Below are 20,309 nucleotides of genomic sequence, written 5' to 3' on the forward strand. Positions count from 1 at the left end.
CCCCCGCCGGCATTCCCCCAAACCCCGCCCCCCCCCCCCCGCGGCATTCCCCCCACCGTCATTCCCGCGAAAGCGGGAATCCAGTGGCAGACCGAAGCCATGCACTGGACTCCCGCTTTCGCGGGAGTGACGATGACGGGATGGCGATGACAGTGGCAACAACGACCACCACCAGGGCCATGATAGACTGCCACCGGCACAAGACTTGTTCCCGGAGGGCCAGGCATGGCTGACCAACAGCGCCTCAGACTCCCCATTGGCATTCAAACCTTCTCCGAGATCCGTGAAGGGGGCTACTACTACGTGGACAAGACGCCGATCATCGAGCGCCTGGTCCACCAGAACAAGTATTACTTCCTCTCCCGCCCCCGACGCTTTGGCAAAAGCCTGCTGCTCGACACCCTGCGATGCTTGTTCGAGGGCCGCCAGGCACTCTTCGAGGGGCTCCATATCCACGACCGCTGGGACTGGCAGCGGACCCACCCCGTGATTCGCCTCAGCTTCGGCAGCGGCGTGATGCGCAACCGGGAGGAGCTCGACGCACGGATTCGTGACCAGTTGTTCCTCGAGCGTGAACGCCTGGGGGTATCACTGCAGCGCGAGACAGACATTGCAGGAGAGTTCTCCGCGCTGATTCGCGATACCCACACCCAGTATGGCGAACGGGCGGTGGTCCTGATCGACGAGTACGACAAGCCCATCCTGGATAACATCCTGGAGCCCGAGCGTGCCCGCGAACTGCGCGAGGGGCTGAAGAACCTCTACAGCGTACTCAAGGACGCCGACCCCCACCTGCATCTGGTGCTGATCACCGGTGTGTCCAAATTCAGCAAGGTGAGCCTCTTCTCGGGGCTGAATAATCTCAACGACATCACCCTGGACAAGCCCTACGCGGACATTTGCGGTTATACGGATGAGGACGTGGATACGGTGTTCGCGGCGGAGTTACCGGGGCTGGATCGGGCTGAGATCCGGGACTGGTATAACGGCTACCGCTGGGGTGGGACGGATACGCCCTCGGTGTATAACCCCTTCGATGTGCTGCTGTTGTTGCAGAAGCGCCAGTTCGGCCCCTACTGGTTCGAAAGCGCGACGCCCACCTTTCTGGTGAACCTGCTCAAGGAACGCGGCGTCTTCACCCCCGAGCTCACCGCCTGGCACAGCCGACCGGCACTGCTCAGCCGCTTCGATGTGGATGACATCTCCACCGATGCCCTACTGTTTCAGACAGGCTACCTCACCCTCAAGGACATCCACGAAGAAGTCCCCAACCGGCCCCTCTACAAACTGGGCCTGCCCAACCAGGAGGTGGAAATCAGCCTCAATGAGGCCCTGCTACCGGCGCTGGGCGTCAGCCATGCCGTCTTCGATGATGTGGTCATCCGCTTGCCGCGCCTGCTCAAGGCCGCCGACATGGCCGGCCTCGAAGCCCACCTGAAGGCCCTTTACGCCGGCCTGCCCCACGACTGGTATCGCAACAACCCCATCGCGAAATACGAAGGGCACTATGCCAGCGTCTTCTACAGCCACTTCGCCGCCCTGGGGGTCCAGGTCACGGTGGAAGACGCCAGCCACCACGGCAAGGTAGACATGACCGTCGACTTCGGCGGCCACCTCTACCTGTTCGAGTTCAAGGTGGTGGAGCAGCTGCCCGAAGGCAAGGCCCTGGAGCAGATCAAGGCCAAGGGCTATGCCGACAAGTACCGCGCCTCCGGCAAACCCATCCACCTGATCGGCGTGGAGTTCTCCCGCGAGCAGCGGCAGATCGTGGCATTCGACGTGGAAACGGCCTGAAGCGACAATCTCGGGCATCGCTCGTGGCCAAGGGCCGCTCCCACGGGAGCCACAGCCGCATCAGGGGCCAAGGGGCCACCCGGTGGGAACTGACTTGCCAGCGAAAAGAAGGAATCCAAAGCCCCCGCCGTCATTCCCGCGAAAGCGGGAATCCAGTGGCAGACTGAAACCATGCACTGGACTCCCGCTTTCGCGGGAGTGACGATGATAATGCCGGTGACGGGACAGGAAAGGACGGGGCGGGACGGTGACGGGACGACAGTGGCAACAACGACCACCACCAGGGGCCATGATAGACTGCCACCGGCACAAGACTTGTTCCCGGAGGGCTAGGCATGGCTAACCAACAGCGCCTCAGACTCCCCATCGGCATTCAAACCTGGCGGCGGAGCATGAGGGACGCCACCGTCATTACCAGCCGAACACGGCCAAGCGACGGGTGTTATCCCATTTTTTCTTGGGCTTGAGGGTGTTGCGGCGAGAATCCGCCAACATCCGCGACGACACCCTAAACAGCATCAGATCAGCCATACGAACCGTGTTTGCCGCCGGGCTCCCTGCATGAAATTCGTGGGGATACGTCAGGCTCTGAGTGCTGGCCTAGCCTTTGTTTTCCTTGCACTTCAGAGCCAGGGCGAGAGAGCAGTCAATCCAAAGCAAACTCAAGCACTGCGTTATGTTGATTCATGGGCACCACTTTTGCTTCAAGTGCGTTGAGTATTTTCAGAGCACTTAAGTAGGCTGCATATTGCGGAGTATCTTGCTCTTCTGGTCCATCAACAGCAAAAAGCAGCTCTTCAGGACACTGATGGCGGCGCTGTAATTCGTGGACTCTGAATTGCCAGCGCCCAGCCTTTTCCAGAATTTTACTGGTTTCTTTTTGCCCCAAGAAAAGAGGCTTCATTGCTTTAAGCAAGCGACCTTCTTTTTGCTCCACAAAAGGTAGTGAAACCCGATATTGCTCATCACCCAACTTTTTTTGGCTAAAACGATCAGCCAAGTCGGCCTGAATCAAGAGCTGGCGTAAGCGGCTTTCCATCTGGGTTTCACGGTACTGAGGGGTAACAAAATCATGCTCAACGTAATGACTGTAAAGTTCTGCCAGTTTATTTTCAGGCGCATCGGTAAGCACCAGGCTTGGTTCACTAAAGCGAAAAATGGTTTCACGAGAACGAACAAGCTCTTCAAATAAACCAGCACTCCCATAGCGGCATGTCTCTACATACTGCTGAATGCGGCTAAGCTCTTTTTGCATTGCCTTAATGGCAGCAATGTAAGTCGTGCCTTCCAGATCTTTAAAAAAATGGGTCAGCCGAGCGTAACGTTTTTCTTGCAGCTGGTAAGCAAAAAAACCCTGGCCGGGTGCGGCCATTACCAACCCCACATTGGCAAACTCACCCGTTTCAACGTAGGGCATAAAGCGCAAAATAGCGTACTGATAAGCCATACGGCTCATGGTACTCTCCAGAAATTTGGATTTTTAAATTCACTTAAATGAGCATACATTTGCGTTAAATCAAATTCGGCGGGCAATGTTTGTTCTTCGTCAATATACCACCAGGCTTGAGGAATCGCATCAACCCAGGCATCCCAGCCCAACAGTGCTTGCTGCATACCCAAGACTAATCGTGTTCGTAACTGATCATCTACAATAATTTTTGGCCATTGATTCCGGAATGCATGGGTACGACAAAAACTGTCTGGATTAAACTGGGGATCAAATGCTTGGTTGTGATCAATCACCAGTAACTGTTGACCTGCCTCATCCCAGAAAAGATTGGGGTTGCCACCTTGTGCTGATAAGGTTCGATCTTCATTTGCGATCCACCAGTCAAATGCCAGAACAGCTTGCTGCGTCTCAGCCGGTACTTGATCAATGCGACTGAAAGTCAACTCCGTCACGCTGCACTCCTCTGAGCCAAAAGCGTAGCCATGCCCCAAGTCAGACAGGTTAAGCGCGCTACTCACCTGCAACAGCTCCTGAGGTATGGAGACCAAGGAGAAAGGGGCAACCGGTATATTGAATGCAACAGCTAAATGACCCGCGAGCCATTCAGCAACCAAGCTTTTTCTACCAGCACCTTTTCCTTTAACAAAATAAATTTTTCCATCCTCACCACGACAAATGAAAGGCTCAGTCACTCCTTGGGTTGATCGACGCAAAATTTCAACGATTTCTATTGAATGCATTGAACAACAAACCCTCACTATACCGTATAGAGTGCAATCTAGCGGGAGCTGCGCGATTAATTACTCCCAAACAGGTCGCGGGCATAAACCTTAGCCTGCACATCCACCAGTTCATCGGCCAAGTCGATAATGATGTTGGCATCACTGATCAGCAGCATCCACAGTCTCCTCAAAGCGGGAATCCAGTGGCAGACTGAAACCACGCGCTGGACTCCCGCTTTCGCGGGAGTGACGGTGATAAGAGAGAAGCAAAAATAGTGGGCGCCTTATATAGTGTGGTCGCTGTCCTCAGATCAATGCTTGTCCAGCAGGGACTCCAGGCTGTCCGCCTCCAGAATCCGCACCACCCAATCATCCAGCTGGGCATCCGTGGCAGCGGCTATGCGTTCGTCTGCCCAGGCAGGCAACTCGCCAAATTTCAGGGTTGCTTGCTTGCGCAGGGTACCTTCCACCCCTTGACGGCGACCTCGCTCAAGCCCCTGAGCCATCCCCTGCTCAACCCCCTGCTGAAGCGCTTTCTCTCGCTCAACGCGTTCAATCGTGTTCACGTAAGGCATCTTCTTCTCCTCCTGTATGGCAAAGACCGCCTGCACAAACCCCGGTTCCAGCTCTCTGGGCAGCGGGATCATCCAGTCGATGATCCTGAACAGACACACGATCTGCTCCCGCCGGCTCGCCCTGCACTTCCACGTGAATGAGCACCCAGGTCTCGCTACCATCCTGGGCATACACCTGGATCAGCTTGTCCGCGTGGCGTCGACCCGTGTTGGCGTCTGCCGTGATCTGCTGCAGTTCCTTGTCCATCGGGTTGTAACCCCGGAACCAGTCCACCTCACCGCAATCGCCGGGAACAGCAGCTGCGTGAATTCCTGGAAGTAGTGCTCCAGGGCTTCCTTCCAGGGGCTGTCGTGGTCCGTGGGCCTGTCGGCATCGTGTTCGGTCATGTGCACTCCTGTAGCAGCCCTTCACTTTACCACGCAATACCCCCCTTCAAGAGCAGCCCGCCCCTGAGTTAATCTACCCACAGCCCGGCCACCGGATCGGATCGAGAACCACCGTCCAGGAGGGACTCATGCCACGCCCCCGCAGCCAACAGATATCCATCACCGATACGCCCCCTACTACCACGTGGTCTCGCGCTGTGTGCGACGCACCTTCCTGTGTGGACAGGATCAGGCCACCGGCAAGAGCTATGAGTACCGGCAGCAATGGATCGAGGACCGCCTCCGGCGCATGGCCTCCATGTTCGCCGTGGACATCGCCGCCTATGCGGTCATGTCCAACCACTATCATGTGGTGTTCAAGATACTCGCCACCTGATCGGGGGGGGGAGTTCTCCAGCGAGCAGCGGCAGATCGTGGCATTCGATGTGGAGACAGGCAATTGAGAAAGACTTTCAGAAGCAGAACTAAAATACCGCCCGACCGCGCTGCGTTAGCGCCTATTGCTGATAATATTTTTTGAAATACTCTGACAACCGATCCAGCTCAGGATAGATATACGGTTTGCTGACACCCAGATTATTGAGCTGCTGCATGGTAATTCGCGGGCTGAGGAGAATCTTCGTCACTCTTACCAGTGGGTGGTAGCGACTGTCCAAACTCAGTTGTAAGTGCCCTGCGTGTTCGCTCAAAAGCTGCGGGGCTTGTTTGACGTCCTCTAGATTAAGGCCATACAGCAAGAACGCACCTTTCTGGCTTTGTATCCGTTGGCTGGTGAGTTTGGGTTTGACAGCCAAGATTGAGAAGATGTCATCAGGTTCTATGACATCCTTAAAGTAGCTTTTTTCTTCACATATATCATGTAAAAGATATTCCTTGCTTTTTAATTTCGCCTGGTTATAACCCTCACGATCATTCAGAAAAGGTAATACATCCTTTCGTATGGCTTCTTTGGACTTATCACCGTTGCCATCCAGTGGTGATTTAGCCAGATTCGCCAAAATACTGACTGCATCCGAGTCATAATATTTTATTTTCTTAACATCAACCTCCAAAAGATAAAGCACACTGATAGCTTGCGCTTCCTTACCATCCAAGGCGAAGTATACCCCACTCAGAATATCTTCACTCACATCAATCATACGTGTGGGGGTAGTGTAGTGCTGCATTCGTGCTAGCTTATCAAATGCCGTTTTGTCCGTGGTGAACTCGTGATCATTAAAGCGCTGCATTTCCCGATATATAAGGTGCTCACTCCGGATCAGACCATTCCGGTATATGCCTGGCACAAGTGCTGTTGCCTTGAAGTCTTTATTTTCACCGCGGAAATAAAGAATATTGTCTTTTCCCGTTTTACCCACCTGCAGGGCATAACGGATCACTTCATCCAGGGTGTCGGCTTTAAAGGTTTGGATACGGGAGTCCATTTTTATGAGGCCGGAAAATTAATGCCGATGATAGTTTTTCTCTCATCATCAACATCCATATCAACATCCATAATTAATTCTACCGATTTTTGCTGCAGGGCTAGTTGAGTCAGCAAACCTTTAAGCTCATCTAATTCATCTCCCAGATTTAGATCTTTGATGAAACCATCATCGTCCAGCTTCACCAGACATGCAAATCCCAAACCTTCTGAATCACTGACAGGGTAAAGCACAGCATTTTGTTTTTTGGGGCACAGATAGAGGACATCAGGATAAATGGCAAACGTACTTCTATCCAATTGATGATGGATACTGAGCGTACCTTTTATTTTTAATCTCATCATTTCTATACCTCGTCGCCAGACGTTCATGCAAAGTTTATCGATAGTAAATTTATTTGTATCTATGCAGATATCCTTCTCTTCCTAGAGGAGCTTAAACTACTGTCTGGATATCGGGGTCCACTATAACCAGACCCACCTGATGGTCTATACACCGGGCCGTTACCGGATCAGCGACTTCCTCAAAACCGGTCTACCGGTGAGCCTGACCTATTCCGCGGGGGTGTTGTTGTTGACGCCGTGGGTGTTTCCGTTTTGAGCAAAAAACACCCACTACCGCAGCGAAAAATCCTCATGCGCCAGGGTTAGATTCGGATTATAGGCCGGATCATGATCCAGCTCCCGGCCCCAACGCCGCCGCATGTAGGCAATTTCCCGCTCCAGTCGCCGCCGTTTCTCCGGTGTCTTCTCCTCCCCCCGGGAGGCCGACTCATGATGATAAGCCTCCGCATAAGGCGTCCACAGACTCCGGTAACCCGCCTCGCGCACCTTCAGACACAGATCCACATCATTGAACGCCACCGGCAGATTGCACTCATCAAACCCGCCCACCTCATCGAACACCTCGCGGCGCATCACCAGACAGGCAGCCGTCACCGCCGACAGATTCTGGACCAACTGAAGACGGTCACAATACCCCGCCGCATCCCCCGGCAAATGCCGGTGGGCATGTCCGGCAATCACCCCCATCCCCAAAATCACCCCACCATGCTGAATGCGGCCACCGGGATAATAAAGCTTGGCACCCACACACCCGATTTCCGGCCGGCAGGCTTGAGACACCATCTCCTCCAGCCAATCGCCGTTGATAGGCTCAATGTCATTATTGAGCAAGCCGATGACCGTTCCCCGGGCATGACCCACGGCAAAATTATTGATGGCCGAAAAATTGAACGGCCGGTGCCATCCTAAAACCCGCACACGGTGATCACGGCGCAGATGGGATAAATACGCCAGCGTCCGCGGACAACGGGAGGCATTGTCCACCACCAACACCTCGAAATTCGGATAACGGGTCCGCGCCAGCAAGGCATCCACGCACGGCCTGAGGACATCGACCCGATCCCGAGTCGGAATGACAAGACTCACCAGAGGGGCCGGATCCGGCAACGGCCAACGGACACGATAGCCGCGAACAACACGCCCCGGCTCCACCCGGGCCAAGGGCGACATCAAGGCAACCGCTTCAGACACCACGCGAAGCCCCACGTCATGCGACTCGTTCTCACACCGAGAGCCGCCCTGCCCCAGGCGCCGGTGATACAGCACACGGGGCACATGATGAATGCGGGAACCCGGCAAATCCCTCACAAAGCGCAGCAAGAGATCATGCATCACGCCCCCCCCGCAATGCGCCCTCAAGCCCCCCACCGCCAATAACCGTCGGCGCTCAAACACTGTCAGATGACCTACATAATCCCGCGACAAAGCCAGGTCCGGATTCCAGGCCGGCTTGAAGCAAGGCGCAACGCGCTCACCCGAGACATTGAGACAGTCCTCGTCACTATAGATGAGCAACACATCGGGATGAGCGGCGATCAACTCCGCCACGCACAGTAAGGCCTCCGCCGTCAGGCAGTCCTCCTGACCGAGCATGGCCACAAATCGCCCCTGTGCCATCGCCATGGCCCTACCGGGAATGTCATCGACGGGCACACGCTCCGGCTGAGGCATCAGCCGGATGCGAGCTTCCCGATTGGCATACTCATCCAACACCCGATACACCGCCAAGGGCGCCGAGGCAGCCACGGCAATGCACAGCTCCCAATCCTGAAAATGCTGAGACAGTACCGAATCCAGACACTCGATCAGCAACGGCGGATCCGGATCAATGACCGGCAAAATCACCGAGCAAAACGGACGCGTGGATCCATCCACAGGCTCACCCACCGCTCCCAGAGCGCCGTCGACTTCCCGAATGCGTCGCCGGATGCCGCGTTCATCCGAAATCGGATGATGGGCCAGCCACACGGCATAATCCGCCTGCGTACAACGACGGCGGAAAGTCTGATCATATTGATACCAAAGCCACTCTCGGAACGGCACACCCACCTCGCCAGCCTCATCACGCAAACCGGCCAGAACTTCGCCGACGTCTCTTCCGCGCCACTGGGGATGGGCACCGCAGAGTCGGCGCAAAAGCCGCTTGTGGGCAAACCAGGGCGAGAGCCACGCCAGACGAAACGCCTCGATGGAAAATTGCCCCGCATGTCTAACGGGGCAAAGTCGTAACCGCTTGGGACGCTTGGGAAAATACACCAGCCGCTTGGCCATGCGGCCGGACTTCACCTGCAGGAGAAAGGAATCGGCCTCGGAAAACCCGCTCCCATAATCCACCCACAGGCAGGCCGTCGAAACGTGACGCTCGTGAGACAGCGCCAGCTCCAGCATATGCCAACCAGCCCAGGGCAGGTCATCCCGGAGGATCATATGCGGGTTGTCCCGTAGCGCATTCCAGCTTCCCTGCCCCAGTGGCTCCAGGGAATGGCACACAGCCACACACTTCACCGGCTCACGCAGCAACCCCAAGCACCGGCGCAGACGATCAATCCCCTCAAGCTGCATGGCGGCATTCCGGTAAGGTCGCTTGAGATTCGCGCAGGCGGGCAGTCAACTTATGAGTTGGGCTTGATGCCGCCACGCCGACCAAGACCAAAGCCCACGCGATACAAATCAGGCATGTCGATACGGCCATCACGGCGCTGTTCGAACACCCCTATGCGCAACAGGTCATCCTTAACGCCTTCCCAACCCAGCGCCTGATGCTGCGGCGGCAAGCCAGCCCCCAGATCAAGTCCCAGGATATCGGCCGGAAAGGTACTCAACCAACGCTCCCGGATAACCTCGAAGGCGATGGGCACCGTCAGCCCCTCAAGTGGAGCCAGCACGGTGCGCACCCAAGGGTAATCTTCGGCCAACTCGTTGACCCGAATCTCGGATGCCTTGCGCACACCCCGCTTGATGCTCTCGTAATGCAGCGCATGGCGATGCTCGGGGTAACGGTTACCCGTCTCTTCCACCGCCTGGCGCACAGCGGCCAGGAAAGAGCGGGGAGAGGTGCGTCCCTGTCCATCCGCCAGATGGCCAACAACCCACGTATAGGGAATGCCCCGACGCCGGTCACGGCCCATCCAGGCCCCCGCCAAAGCCTCGAATAACTGGCGCTGAACCGAAGTGTCGCGTTTGGCGGCTTCATGCAAGGCAAAATGATCATCTTGCTCGATCGGCGGTCTGCGCTGCACGCTCAAATAAACCTCACGCAACATGGCGCCCTGTTCGCCAGGCCCATTGATCAAATACTGCCATAGCAGCCCATGCAGGTCATGGCGCGCCCAGGAAAGCTCGGCCTGGGTTGCCAGCAGCTTTGAGGCATCGGGAAAATTGGTCACAGTCCGCTCCAACTGGTCCTCGCGCAAGAACACCTTGGCCGACAGATGGGGGTAACTCTTCAACCATAAGACGGCCCTGAGCAAGTCGCGCACCACCCGATCCATCTGCACCCAGTCGCTACTCACCCGATCCAGGGCATCGAACAGAATCAGGCCATAGGTGCCCTGGTTCATCTGGTACCGGCTCGCCACCTGCATCAGCCTGGCGACGGACTCGGGCTGGTTCAACACCCACTCCACCGTGCCGGCCCAACTGCCCATAGGCGCACTCTGCTCACTCAAGCGGGCGACCCAGCGCACCATGACCGCCCGCCATATCTGATAGGGGGCATGATCGGCCGAGAGCAACACAGCCAAGGTATCCGCATCGGGATAGTCATCCAGTGCCGGACGCTCTGAATAGCCGACGTGAATGGCCGTACGATCCAACTCCGGCACGGCAGAGCCAAGTGCCCTGCGTAAGCTAAGATCACCGAGCGCCATCGTCCAAACGGACTTCCCCACACCTCGGGTTCCCACCACCAACTGGCACTCCATACGCAGTGCCTTGAGGTGCGTGGGTGGCACATACAGCTGACTCAAAGGCAAGCAAGTGCCGCTTGGCGATGTATCCACCGGCAAAGCAGCCAGCATTGCCTCCCGAGTCCGGACAGCATCACTCATTGGCATGCTCCGGCGACATCACGGCCAGACGCACACCATCCAGAAGGGGCCCAAAGGTTGACTTGACCAATGCTTCGTCCAGCGTTTCCAGATGCGAATGAAGGGAAGTCAGCGCAGCAAAACCACGGTTCCAGCGAATCGGCCAGGGATGATGGGGGGCCGCCTCATCACGATCATCAAAGTTCCACAGCCCTTCGCCGGTCCTCCCCGGAGGCACCTCATCATAGAGTTGCTCCGAAAACAGATCCCAGCCATGTTCACGCAACGCGGTGAGATAGTCCGGTGCCCCCAGTTCAGGGATCATCGCCCCCACCAGCTGCAGACGTTCCCGAATCTCATGAGCCACGCCGGCGCGGTGCCAATGGTCAAGCATCAGCCGGTACCCATTCCAGGTCTGCTCCCCATCCAGCGCGAAAAGCAACACCAAGGTTGCGCCCAAGTCCGTGACACAACTGGAAGCGACCTCGTCAATGCCGGAGCGAGAGTCTATCAAAACCACATCCGGCTGCCAGCGCCGTTCCAGCTCATCCAACAAGCGCCCGAGTCGCTGGGACCAGGTTTCACGCCGACCGGTTGGCGCTATCTTGGGCATCCACACCCGGCCCAGCTTGGCGATGTACTCGCCGGGATCCGCGCCATGAGCAGGCACCACCAGGATCTGACCATCATGAGACAGCGTACTGGTCGCGACGAGATCCGCAAATACCGATTGGCCATTGTCCACCAGATCTTCCACCAGCCAATCGGTGATGCCATAGGCCGGGCGGCGTGACTCTGGCAGCAAACTGGACGAGAGTCCGGGGGACTCAAGGTCCAGGTCCAGCACCATCACGCGCTTGCCTTCCTGTGCCAGGGACCAGGCCGCAACCGCCATGGCGGTCGAGCGCCCCACGCCCCCCTTGATGGAGAAGAAGACCACCCTCGGGGCGCCGGGAGAAAGCGGCGCAATTCGTGCCCACTGCCCCTCGCTGGCCAGCCGGTCAATCAATTCAATACCATTCACACCGGGAAGCGGCATCGGTTGCGTACCTCGACGCACTGCGGCCATGTCTTCTTCGTAAAGCACCATCTGCCCAGCCGGGAAGGCATGGCAACCCAGACGCTGAGAAAGCGTTTCGGCAACTTTTTCAAGTACTTCACGTGCCGCGCTCTGCTGGGAGACTTCGGCCGGCACCACCAATCTCACCCGTCCATTGAGATCCCGATTAACAATAAGTGGCGCAAAAGCCTGAAGTTCCACCGGCATACAGGACCCTAGCACCTCTTGCAACACGGGCACGATCATGTCGAAAGTGGTCATATCAGACCCTCCCAACGGGCCTTGCGTACCAACTCGTACACCTGCTGTGCGCCCACGCGGTGAGGAGCCACACGCTGCATTGAAAACTCGCTTTGCCTAGCATAACGCTGAGATGCGTGCCAATCCCCGAACGGATTGGGGCTTGACAGCCCATAAAGCCAACATCAAGCGCTTAAGGCCACACTCCACCGCCATACCATAGAGATGATCTGCATTGGCCAGCCGCTGCGCAGCGTACAGCATCTCTGCATCCTGCCAGTGACGGTCATGGGCATCAAGAAAGTCGCTCTGCATCCCCAACATCCTGATGGTCAAATGGGGCAAGGATACCAGATGGGCCTACTGCTCCCCAGCTCCAGCATGTGCCCAACCAGCCACTGCCCCGCCATCGCACACCATCATTTGGATGTCCATAGATCGCGTAGGCGTTGCCAAAGCGCATTCATACCCGAGGATGGATACGTTGACACCTTGTCGCGGTAGGAATCCAGTCTGTCAGCGATGAACTCTTCCTGGGGCCGGATGCGGTGAGCCAGGGCCATCAACCGCAGAGCAACATCCGGCTTGGAATCTTCCAATTGCAATGCCAAATCCCGAAACCAACTGGCGCAGGGCTCCAGCTCGGACAACGGCTGACCTGCCCCGGCCACATCGCCCAGATACCCCACAACGCCTTCAGCCAATGTCAGCTGCGCCTTGGATATCTCCATGAGCGGGCCACGCCTCTCCCCGTAATCGCTTTCCAGCGGCTCAAACAAGCACTCACGCTGCGAAAACCACGCCTGTCTCACCCACTCATTGCTCTCATCAAAACCAGCCTGAATCCGCAGGGCCTGAGAGGCCGTCAACTGCATTCCAACACCCTTATAGTCCCGGACCAAGTCATTCCGCAGCACCTCCACTGTCCCCCGCTCATGTACCGCATCAAGCGGCAAGTCGGCGATACGAACATTCAATCCCCTCAACATCACTTGGCCCGCGGGTATCAGGGATTCATTATGCCGCTCGGATATCGACATGGATTGAATCGCCTCCTGCGGGCATTGCACCAACGACAGGAAATCCTCCTGAATGGTACGTCCCTGCAGAAAGGCCGGAGTAAAGAGTCGCACGCACAGGGCATCATGTCCAAACACCTTACCCCATAGGGCCAGCAGCTTCTTATAGTTGTAATAATGATTACGGGAGTGGCAAGCACGTTCAGCAGTCCTTTCCAACAACTGCGTGCCCCCGTTCTTCAACTGAGTAGAGTAAAAGGAGGCTAGCATATCTACTTGACGGCGCAGGTAAACCACCACCTCAAAACTCTCGGCAAAGGGCTCCAACAACTGCCTCAACCACGTGAGATGGCTGGTATCAACCAACCGGGAATGGAAATGCTCACTGGAAAGGATAACGGTATGTACCGACGGAGGTAGACTCTCTAAAGTGTTCCGTAATGAATCGACTTCACATTGCCGGAATGCTTCCCGTGAAGCCGCATCTTCACATCCAAGTTGCCGAAGGTAATCATCCGCAGCCTTATTGTCCAGCGCCGCTGAAGCGATGCCACGGGCCTCCTGACGCCCAGGCGAATGATAGTAGGCCAAGCCATACGAACGGAGTAAATCTCGATGACGATAGAGCGCCCCCTGCAGGGCGGTGGATCCGGTCTTTTCGGTACCGATGTGCAGGATCAAACGATATTTTCGCGTCATTCTGTGCCGATAGACTACAAGGTGCTAATCTTGCCGAAGGCAATGATAGAGAATTTCCCGGACGGAGTGGTTTGACTCATGCACATCCTAAACGATCATGCCACTTACCCCATTTCCATGGTAACAACACAGAACCGCCACCGGTGGATTAACATAAATCTTCGCCATAAACAACGTACGGCCTTAATCGCCTTGTGCAAATCAAAGTTATTTAGAGACACATCTTTCAACTGCGTTTTAGAAAGCGAAACATAGGTATAGTAAATCAGTTTTTCAAGATCAAACATAAGCCCCTTACCCAAATCTCTGTAAGGTGACTTAAAGAGCATGCTTTGCCGAGCTTGTACTACGTTTTCGACAGGCTCTCCATGAATACCGGGATACAGAGGCCATTCTGCACTCTGAGCCAAGTTATCCTCGACCCACTCGACTGCAGAAGCCGATTGATTCCTAATACTCAGCCCATCACGCTCCAGAACCCGCTTCACCACATCATAAATCATTTGAGGCTTTGGATGATTCAAGGTCCTCATCCATGGACCATCTTTATCACGTTCCATGACCACTTCGGAAAGATCTATGCCTGCCCTGTCAAAATTTTCCAAAAATGCCTTACGCTCATTTTTTGCCTTTTGACAAAACCCCACAATTTCATAAACATCAGGATGAAAGCAATTAAGGGCCTGACCTTGAGTAAGGCCAGCAAAGTAAGAGGCTGTTATCAATACAGAATGATAGTCCCCCACAGGGCCTGCAAAAAGCTCTCCCTTATAGCGCATATATGAGATATCTGGATGAAAAAAACCAGAAGCGATCACAGGAAAGTAAAGAACCTTATCACAATATTCAGGTTTGGATGCAAGAAAATCCGCCACCTGAGTTTTTTGTGTGTAGATAAAATCGGCGGCATCCATCGCCTCCTTATAAAACTCCCACCCATCATCCTGAAAAGCCTTCATCTTGGAAGCCCCCATAAAATGGTGCGTAGACTGCCCCATTGTAAGGATTTCCAGAAAACCTGAGATCATTTTCCCCTGACAACCACTGAGAACCAGGAATCGCGGTCCACTATTGCGAGCATCTTTTATCATTTCCTCATATGCCAAGGGCCGGCGTTCCAGCCTTATGTTATCAGTTGGAATGGCAGCGTCACGGCTGCGTTTCTTTTTCCTACCGACAAGTCGACACAGCCATGACCAACGCAACTTTTTCGGCAACTTCACGCAGTTTCATCCATCGCGTCAAGACCCAGGAAGTCAACATCATACAAGACAATCGCTTTCACTCTGTGAGTCCACATAATATTAAACCGGCAATTAAATTAATTAAAAAAATAGCTTGAGTTTTCAAATAAAAGACTTTTGATTGCCGGATTAATAGCTCATCCCTGTCATCCCCTCGCTTCCGGCTCTCCCAGCGTTCTTCCCAGTCGATCAGCTTGATGGCCACTCCCTATGCAAAGCACCCAGCCCCGAAAGACACCGCCCCACCAACGCCACCGCACCCGCCTCGCTGTCCGATTCCGCATAACACCGCAATTCCGGCGCATTGCCGGAAGGGCGCAGATGCACGATATCCCCATTCTCCAGGGTGGCACGCAGCCCATCCGTTTCATTCAGTGCCGTGATGGCCTGCCCCAGCCCCAGAGCCTGCTGCATGGCGGCCAGGTCCTTGTGCCACGCCGCCAGCAAACCCCCACTCCGGTCAGAGGGAAAATCCTTGAGACGGTCACTGGCAGTATGGCGAGACGGCAAATCCGATACCAGCGAGGACAGTGGCTTGCCACGGCGAGCCGCCGCCACCAGCAGCGTCAGCGCCGGCAGCAGCGCATCCCGTGTGGGCAGCGCCGCCAACCGGCGACCACCCTGCTCAATGACACTGCCCAACAAAAATCCGCCATTGGCTTCGAAACCCGCCACCCGATCATACTGCCCCGCCAGTTCCTCCATACCTGCCAGCACATAGGGCGAACCGATTCGGGTCCGCAGCACCTGCTCGAAGGCACCGCAGGCCTCAATCGCGGTATTACAGCTCACCGGCACCACCAAGGCCTGAATACCCAGCTCCCGGGCACACAGCAGACCCACGATATCGCCGCGCAACCAGCGGCCCTGCTCGTCAGCCAGCAGCGGACGGTCGCCATCACCGTCCGTCGTCAACAAGGCATCCAGCCGGTGCTCGGCAACCCAATCACGCCCCCGGATACGATCCTCCTGGCTCACCGCCTCGGTGTCCACCGGGACGAACAGCTCGCTGCGACCCAGCACAACCACCTCCGCGCCGAGGGCTTCAAGCACATCACGGTTGAGATCACGCCCGGCGGCGGAGTGCTGATACAGCCCCACACGTTTGCCCGCCAGCGGCTGGTCAGCAAACCATTGCGAATAGCGAGCCATATACCCCTGCACGGCCCGAGCACTTTCCGGCTCACGGGCAACGGCCCCCAATACCGGCAAACGAGCGGTCATCGTCAAAATCGCCTGCTCATCCGCCTTGGTGATCTCACCTTCCGGCCGATAGAACTTGATGCCGTTACGATCGAAGGGAATATGACTGCCGGTGATCATGATGGCCGGCATGCCATCCGCCATGGCCTGCAGGGCCAGGGCCGGAGTCGGCAGAATGCCGTAGTCCAGCACCCGGACCCCCAAAGCCCGGGCGGCCGCCGTACAGGCAGCCGCCATGGCAGGGCTACTGGGACGCCGATCCATGCCAAGGGCTACGCACCCCACCTCACCTTGCTCGCGCATCACCTGGAGAAAAGCCACGGAAAAGGCGGCGCAAACTTCATCGCTGAACTGTTCCACCAGACCGCGGGCACCACTGGTGCCGAATGTCACGCCACTGTCTTTGATCACCGCTGAAGTCGTGTCATTCATTCGCATGGCTTCAGATATGCCTTTGTATTGTCATGTACCCACTCGCTTGCCAGTGCTGCCGCCGGCGCCCACCACCGATACTCACCATGCTGCTTGCGAGGGAGTTGCAGACTGTCCGCAGGGATCGGACAACACAGCGTATACCCCAGCACCACATAGTGCGTGCTGGGCGCCGTCCCGAACACACTGTCCTCGTACAGGTGCTCGTACACCCCCATCAACCGCGCAGCCGAGCGTTCCGATGGCTGGCCCAGCTCTTCCTGCGTCAGCCGGGCAAAAGCAGCATCCAGGGTCTCGTTCTTGCGAATACGCCCCCCGGGCACAAACCAGTACCCCTGTGCCGGGCGATTGTTTCGTCTGCCCAGCAGGATACGGCCTTCCGTATCCCGCACCACAAGGTCAATCGACACCAGCGGCGTGGCCTCCACCACACCCCGAAAGGTCTCGGCATCCAGCCAACTCATCCCCGTCACCCCCGGAAATCATCCTGGTGATCCAAAAACCACCGGTAGGCATCCCGCAACCCCGCCTCCAGCTCGATCGACGCCTGCCACCCCAACGCCTTCAGGCGCGACACATCCATCAGCTTGCGCGGGGTGCCGTCGGGCTTGGTGGTATCCCAGACGATCCCCCCATCAAACCCCACCACCCTGGCCACGGTCTCCGTGAGTTCACGGATGGTGCAGTCCACCCCCGTCCCCACGTTGATGTGCGACAGCATCGGCTGGGTGTGTGCCTGGTAGACGGCATCGTCCAGATTCATGACAAACACACTGGCCGCCGCCATGTCATCCACATGCAGAAACTCCCGCATGGGCGACCCGCTACCCCAGGCCACCACCTGGGCCGCACCGGCTTCCCTGGCCTCATGAAAACGACGCAGCAGCGCCGGGATCACATGGCTGTTTTCCGGGTGAAAATTGTCATTAGGGCCATAGAGGTTGGTGGGCATCACGCTGCGATAATCACGACCATACTGGCGGTTATAGCTTTCGCAGAGCTTGATCCCGGCGATCTTGGCAATGGCATAGGGCTCGTTGGTGGGCTCCAGCGTTCCCGTCAACAAGGCCTCCTCCCGCATCGGCTGCTCGGCATGCTTGGGGTAGATGCAGGATGAACCCAGGAACAACAACTTCCTCACCCCCGCCCGATGCGCGGCATGGATGATATTCGCCTCGATCATCAGGTTCTCATAGATGAACTGGGCCGGATATTCGTGATTCGCATGAATACCCCCCACCTTGGCCGCGGCCAGATACACCTGATCCACCTGCCGCTGCTGAAACCAGGCGTGAACCGCCGCCTGGTCCAGCAGATCCAGTTCATCGCGGGTGGCGGTGAGCATCTCGACATCCCCCTGTTGCTGCAGACGACGCACGATGGCCGAACCCACCATGCCGCGATGGCCGGCGACGAAGATGCGCTTGGCCATCCTCAGTTCTCCACCGAGATCGTCACAACATGGCCATTGGCCCTGAGGAAGGCATGGCGCTTGGCCACCTTGAGATCCTCGGCCACCATCTCGGCGCACATCTCCTGCACCGTGATCTCCGGCTCCCAACCCAGCTTCTGCTTGGCATAAGAGGGATCTCCCAGCAGCGTTTCCACCTCCGCCGGCCGGAAGTAACGGGGATCCACGCGCACGATCACATCACCGGGCTTGACGGCCGGTGCGTCATCACCGCTCACGGAATCCACCACGCCGACCTCATCCACCCCCTCCCCTTCAAATCGCAGGTGGATACCCAGTTCCCTAGCCGACCACTCGATGAACTGGCGCACGGAGTACTGCTTGCCGGTGGCAATCACGAAATCCTCGGGCCGATCCTGCTGCAGCATCATCCACTGCATGCGCACATAGTCCTTGGCATGCCCCCAGTCACGCAGGGCATCCATATTACCCATATAAAGGCAGCCCTCCAGCCCCTGGGCGATGTTGGCCAGCCCACGGGTGATCTTGCGGGTGACAAAGGTTTCACCACGGCGGGGGGATTCATGGTTGAACAGGATACCGTTGCAGGCATACATGCCGTAGGCCTCGCGGTAGTTCACGGTGATCCAGTAGGCGTAGAGCTTGGCCACCGCATAAGGAGAGCGTGGATAGAAAGGGGTAGTCTCCTTTTGGGGGATTTCCTGAACCAGGCCGTAGAGTTCGGAGGTGGAGGCTTGATAGAAGCGGGTCTTCTTTTCCAGACCGCAGATGCGGATGGCTTCCAGGAGGCGCAGGGTGCCCATGCCATCGACGTCGGCTGTGTACTCCGGGGATTCAAAGGACACGGCGACATGAGATTGAGCACCCAAGTTATAGACTTCATCCGGCTGCACTTCCTGAATGATTCGAATCAGGTTGGTGGAATCGGTCAGATCACCGTAGTGGAGAATGAAGTGCTGCTTTTCTACATGGGGATCTTCATAGATATGATCGACACGCTGGGTATTGAATAGTGATCCACGGCGCTTTATGCCGTGGACTTGATAACCTTTTGCCAGCAGGAATTCTGCGAGATAGGAGCCGTCTTGGCCGGTTACACCTGTAACAATCGCCGTTTTCACTATAATTTCCTTTACTGAATTTTCCGGGGCTCTCTCATGCATCGAGCTCCAGTAGTCGCGTGATCAGTATATTTTTTTCTAAGCGCAAACAAACCGACACATTTGCGGTATCGGTAATAGTGCTATAGCCCTAACTGCAGCAGTTATCATTCATCAAGCGACACCTGGGCCTGCTGCTGTCGAAAGTGGCACTACGAGACCGGTACCGTAGCCTTCGACGCTATTCCGATCAATGAAGCATGTGCGACAACGTGTGCTGTCCACGCCACTCCATTTTATTTACTGGCAGTCATTAACATACCTATCCCCGAACGTGACCACTCAACATTCCTAAAACTATTTCCACCCAGCCTCACCTTCTTTCGCGTGTACCAGTCCTGAACAAGATACTCTGAATTTCCTACAACATATTTTTCCAATAATACAGAGTAGATCGGATGATATGTATGCGTGCAGAGGAAAAGCTTATTATGCGAATACATGAAGGGCTTCCATTTTGGCAGAGATTTAAGATATGTCAGCAACCCCTCATGAACTCCAGGAAATCCAATATTATAGTAATCATCAATCATCAGCACACCACCAGAGCACATCAAATCATTGACAAAATTCATATCATTAATCACATGCTCAGGATCGTGACCACCATCAATCGAAAACATTCGAAATGAATCACACTCATTAAGCAAATTAAACTTATCAAGGAGTGTAAGGCCGAGAGAATCTCCATCTACAATGCTCCAACGCTCTGATGGAAGGAAAGATTTGTGGTGAAGTTCGAAAGGGTTCCCGTGTGACTCAGGCTTAAATCCAGACATGTCAACGTTAAGATGCTGACTCTCAAACAAATCAATTGCAGCACAGCGTTCAAATGACTCTAAGAAAAAACTCATGCCAAAAATAAGTTTGCCATCACGGACACCGATTTCACCGATGCTACCGGTTACACCACTTGTCTTCTGAAAATAATCGACAAGCGAGGCGGCGACCAAATGTTGGATATTGCACGCACCCTCAAGTCGACCAAATAGTTCACTATTTATATAATCAACAAGTCCACGCTTGAGCTCCATTATTGCCTCCAGTCGAGATATAAATCAGTGTGGCGCGCAAGATATCAATAGCCTCTAATTAT

Annotated in this window: 16 protein-coding genes and 1 pseudogene; 2 read left to right on the forward strand and 15 right to left on the reverse strand. The window is 55.8% G+C overall.

Annotated features, from left to right (window positions below; translation table 11 throughout):
• Nucleotides 1-225: 225 nt before the first annotated feature.
• The gene (locus LQ956_RS10285) at nucleotides 226-1,794 is read left to right on the forward strand and encodes an ATP-binding protein (protein WP_238629993.1); all 1,569 of its coding nucleotides are present in this window, start codon (nucleotides 226-228) and stop codon (nucleotides 1,792-1,794) included.
• Nucleotides 1,795-2,440: 646 nt separating this feature from the next.
• Here the strand turns inward: LQ956_RS10285 and LQ956_RS10290 are convergent.
• The 3 genes from LQ956_RS10290 to LQ956_RS10300 form a co-directional block, all read right to left on the reverse strand.
• Nucleotides 2,441-3,250, reverse strand: coding sequence for a DUF3037 domain-containing protein (locus tag LQ956_RS10290; RefSeq protein ID WP_238629992.1), 810 nt, complete (start codon nucleotides 3,248-3,250; stop codon nucleotides 2,441-2,443).
• Entirely contained in the window at nucleotides 3,247-3,984 is a 738-nt protein-coding gene (locus LQ956_RS10295; protein ID WP_238629991.1) for a HipA family kinase, read from the reverse strand. The genes LQ956_RS10290 and LQ956_RS10295 overlap by 4 nt, the downstream gene beginning before the upstream one ends.
• A gap of 293 nt (nucleotides 3,985-4,277) precedes the next feature.
• Complete coding sequence (locus tag LQ956_RS10300) at nucleotides 4,278-4,640, reverse strand: RpnC/YadD family protein (protein WP_238629990.1); 363 nt, start codon at nucleotides 4,638-4,640, stop codon at nucleotides 4,278-4,280.
• Between the two features lie 416 nt (nucleotides 4,641-5,056).
• Here LQ956_RS10300 and LQ956_RS10305 point away from each other — a divergent pair.
• Nucleotides 5,057-5,292, forward strand: a pseudogene (locus LQ956_RS10305) (transposase); the annotation flags it as partial.
• Nucleotides 5,293-5,425: 133 nt separating this feature from the next.
• Here LQ956_RS10305 and LQ956_RS10310 read toward each other — a convergent pair.
• From LQ956_RS10310 to LQ956_RS10365, 12 genes are all read right to left on the reverse strand, one after another.
• Nucleotides 5,426-6,352 carry an FRG domain-containing protein gene (locus LQ956_RS10310; protein ID WP_238629989.1) on the reverse strand — a complete coding sequence of 309 codons (927 nt, stop codon included), beginning with the start codon at nucleotides 6,350-6,352 and terminating at the stop codon, nucleotides 5,426-5,428.
• A 2-nt stretch (nucleotides 6,353-6,354) separates the two neighbouring features.
• Nucleotides 6,355-6,723, reverse strand: coding sequence for a hypothetical protein (locus tag LQ956_RS10315; RefSeq protein WP_238629988.1), 369 nt, complete (start codon nucleotides 6,721-6,723; stop codon nucleotides 6,355-6,357).
• A 243-nt stretch (nucleotides 6,724-6,966) separates the two neighbouring features.
• Nucleotides 6,967-9,258, reverse strand: a complete 2,292-nt coding sequence (locus LQ956_RS10320; RefSeq protein ID WP_238629987.1) for a glycosyltransferase family 2 protein — start codon at nucleotides 9,256-9,258, stop codon at nucleotides 6,967-6,969.
• Nucleotides 9,259-9,308: 50 nt separating this feature from the next.
• Nucleotides 9,309-10,520, reverse strand: a complete 1,212-nt coding sequence (locus tag LQ956_RS10325) for a hypothetical protein (protein WP_238629986.1) — start codon at nucleotides 10,518-10,520, stop codon at nucleotides 9,309-9,311.
• A gap of 217 nt (nucleotides 10,521-10,737) precedes the next feature.
• Nucleotides 10,738-12,045, reverse strand: a complete 1,308-nt coding sequence (locus LQ956_RS10330; protein ID WP_238629985.1) for a KGGVGR-motif variant AAA ATPase — start codon at nucleotides 12,043-12,045, stop codon at nucleotides 10,738-10,740.
• Between the two features lie 398 nt (nucleotides 12,046-12,443).
• On the reverse strand, nucleotides 12,444-13,724 hold the full coding sequence (locus tag LQ956_RS10335; protein WP_238629984.1) for a hypothetical protein: 1,281 nt from the start codon (nucleotides 13,722-13,724) through the stop codon (nucleotides 12,444-12,446).
• 122 nt (nucleotides 13,725-13,846) lie between these two features.
• On the reverse strand, nucleotides 13,847-14,965 hold the full coding sequence (locus LQ956_RS10340; protein WP_238629983.1) for a WcbI family polysaccharide biosynthesis putative acetyltransferase: 1,119 nt from the start codon (nucleotides 14,963-14,965) through the stop codon (nucleotides 13,847-13,849).
• A 210-nt stretch (nucleotides 14,966-15,175) separates the two neighbouring features.
• Nucleotides 15,176-16,582: a phosphomannomutase gene (locus tag LQ956_RS10345; protein ID WP_238629982.1), complete on the reverse strand. Its 1,407-nt coding sequence runs from the start codon at nucleotides 16,580-16,582 to the stop codon at nucleotides 15,176-15,178.
• A 35-nt stretch (nucleotides 16,583-16,617) separates the two neighbouring features.
• The gene (locus LQ956_RS10350; protein WP_238629981.1) at nucleotides 16,618-17,085 is read right to left on the reverse strand and encodes a GDP-mannose mannosyl hydrolase; all 468 of its coding nucleotides are present in this window, start codon (nucleotides 17,083-17,085) and stop codon (nucleotides 16,618-16,620) included.
• A gap of 5 nt (nucleotides 17,086-17,090) precedes the next feature.
• Complete coding sequence (gene fcl / locus LQ956_RS10355; protein ID WP_274521516.1) at nucleotides 17,091-18,059, reverse strand: GDP-L-fucose synthase; 969 nt, start codon at nucleotides 18,057-18,059, stop codon at nucleotides 17,091-17,093.
• Entirely contained in the window at nucleotides 18,056-19,174 is a 1,119-nt protein-coding gene (gene gmd / locus LQ956_RS10360; protein WP_238629979.1) for a GDP-mannose 4,6-dehydratase, read from the reverse strand. The genes fcl and gmd overlap by 4 nt, the downstream gene beginning before the upstream one ends.
• Before the next feature lie 275 nt (nucleotides 19,175-19,449).
• The gene (locus LQ956_RS10365) at nucleotides 19,450-20,247 is read right to left on the reverse strand and encodes a class I SAM-dependent methyltransferase (protein WP_238629978.1); all 798 of its coding nucleotides are present in this window, start codon (nucleotides 20,245-20,247) and stop codon (nucleotides 19,450-19,452) included.
• Nucleotides 20,248-20,309: the final 62 nt, after the last annotated feature.

Source organism: Ectothiorhodospira lacustris, from assembly GCF_022227845.1.
GTDB lineage: Bacteria > Pseudomonadota > Gammaproteobacteria > Ectothiorhodospirales > Ectothiorhodospiraceae > Ectothiorhodospira > Ectothiorhodospira lacustris.

Excerpts from the sequence above, each read along its gene's own strand:
- LQ956_RS10285 (WP_238629993.1), top strand. The coding sequence starts at position 226 with ATGGCTGACCAACAGCGCCTCAGACTCCCCATTGGCATTCAAACCTTC.
- LQ956_RS10290 (WP_238629992.1), bottom strand. The coding sequence starts at position 3,250 with ATGAGCCGTATGGCTTATCAGTACGCTATTTTGCGCTTTATGCCCTAC.
- LQ956_RS10295 (WP_238629991.1), bottom strand. The coding sequence starts at position 3,984 with ATGCATTCAATAGAAATCGTTGAAATTTTGCGTCGATCAACCCAAGGA.
- LQ956_RS10310 (WP_238629989.1), bottom strand. The coding sequence starts at position 6,352 with ATGGACTCCCGTATCCAAACCTTTAAAGCCGACACCCTGGATGAAGTG.
- LQ956_RS10315 (WP_238629988.1), bottom strand. The coding sequence starts at position 6,723 with ATGAACGTCTGGCGACGAGGTATAGAAATGATGAGATTAAAAATAAAA.
- LQ956_RS10320 (WP_238629987.1), bottom strand. The coding sequence starts at position 9,258 with ATGCAGCTTGAGGGGATTGATCGTCTGCGCCGGTGCTTGGGGTTGCTG.
- LQ956_RS10330 (WP_238629985.1), bottom strand. The coding sequence starts at position 12,045 with ATGACCACTTTCGACATGATCGTGCCCGTGTTGCAAGAGGTGCTAGGG.
- LQ956_RS10350 (WP_238629981.1), bottom strand. The coding sequence starts at position 17,085 with ATGAGTTGGCTGGATGCCGAGACCTTTCGGGGTGTGGTGGAGGCCACG.
- LQ956_RS10365 (WP_238629978.1), bottom strand. The coding sequence starts at position 20,247 with ATGGAGCTCAAGCGTGGACTTGTTGATTATATAAATAGTGAACTATTT.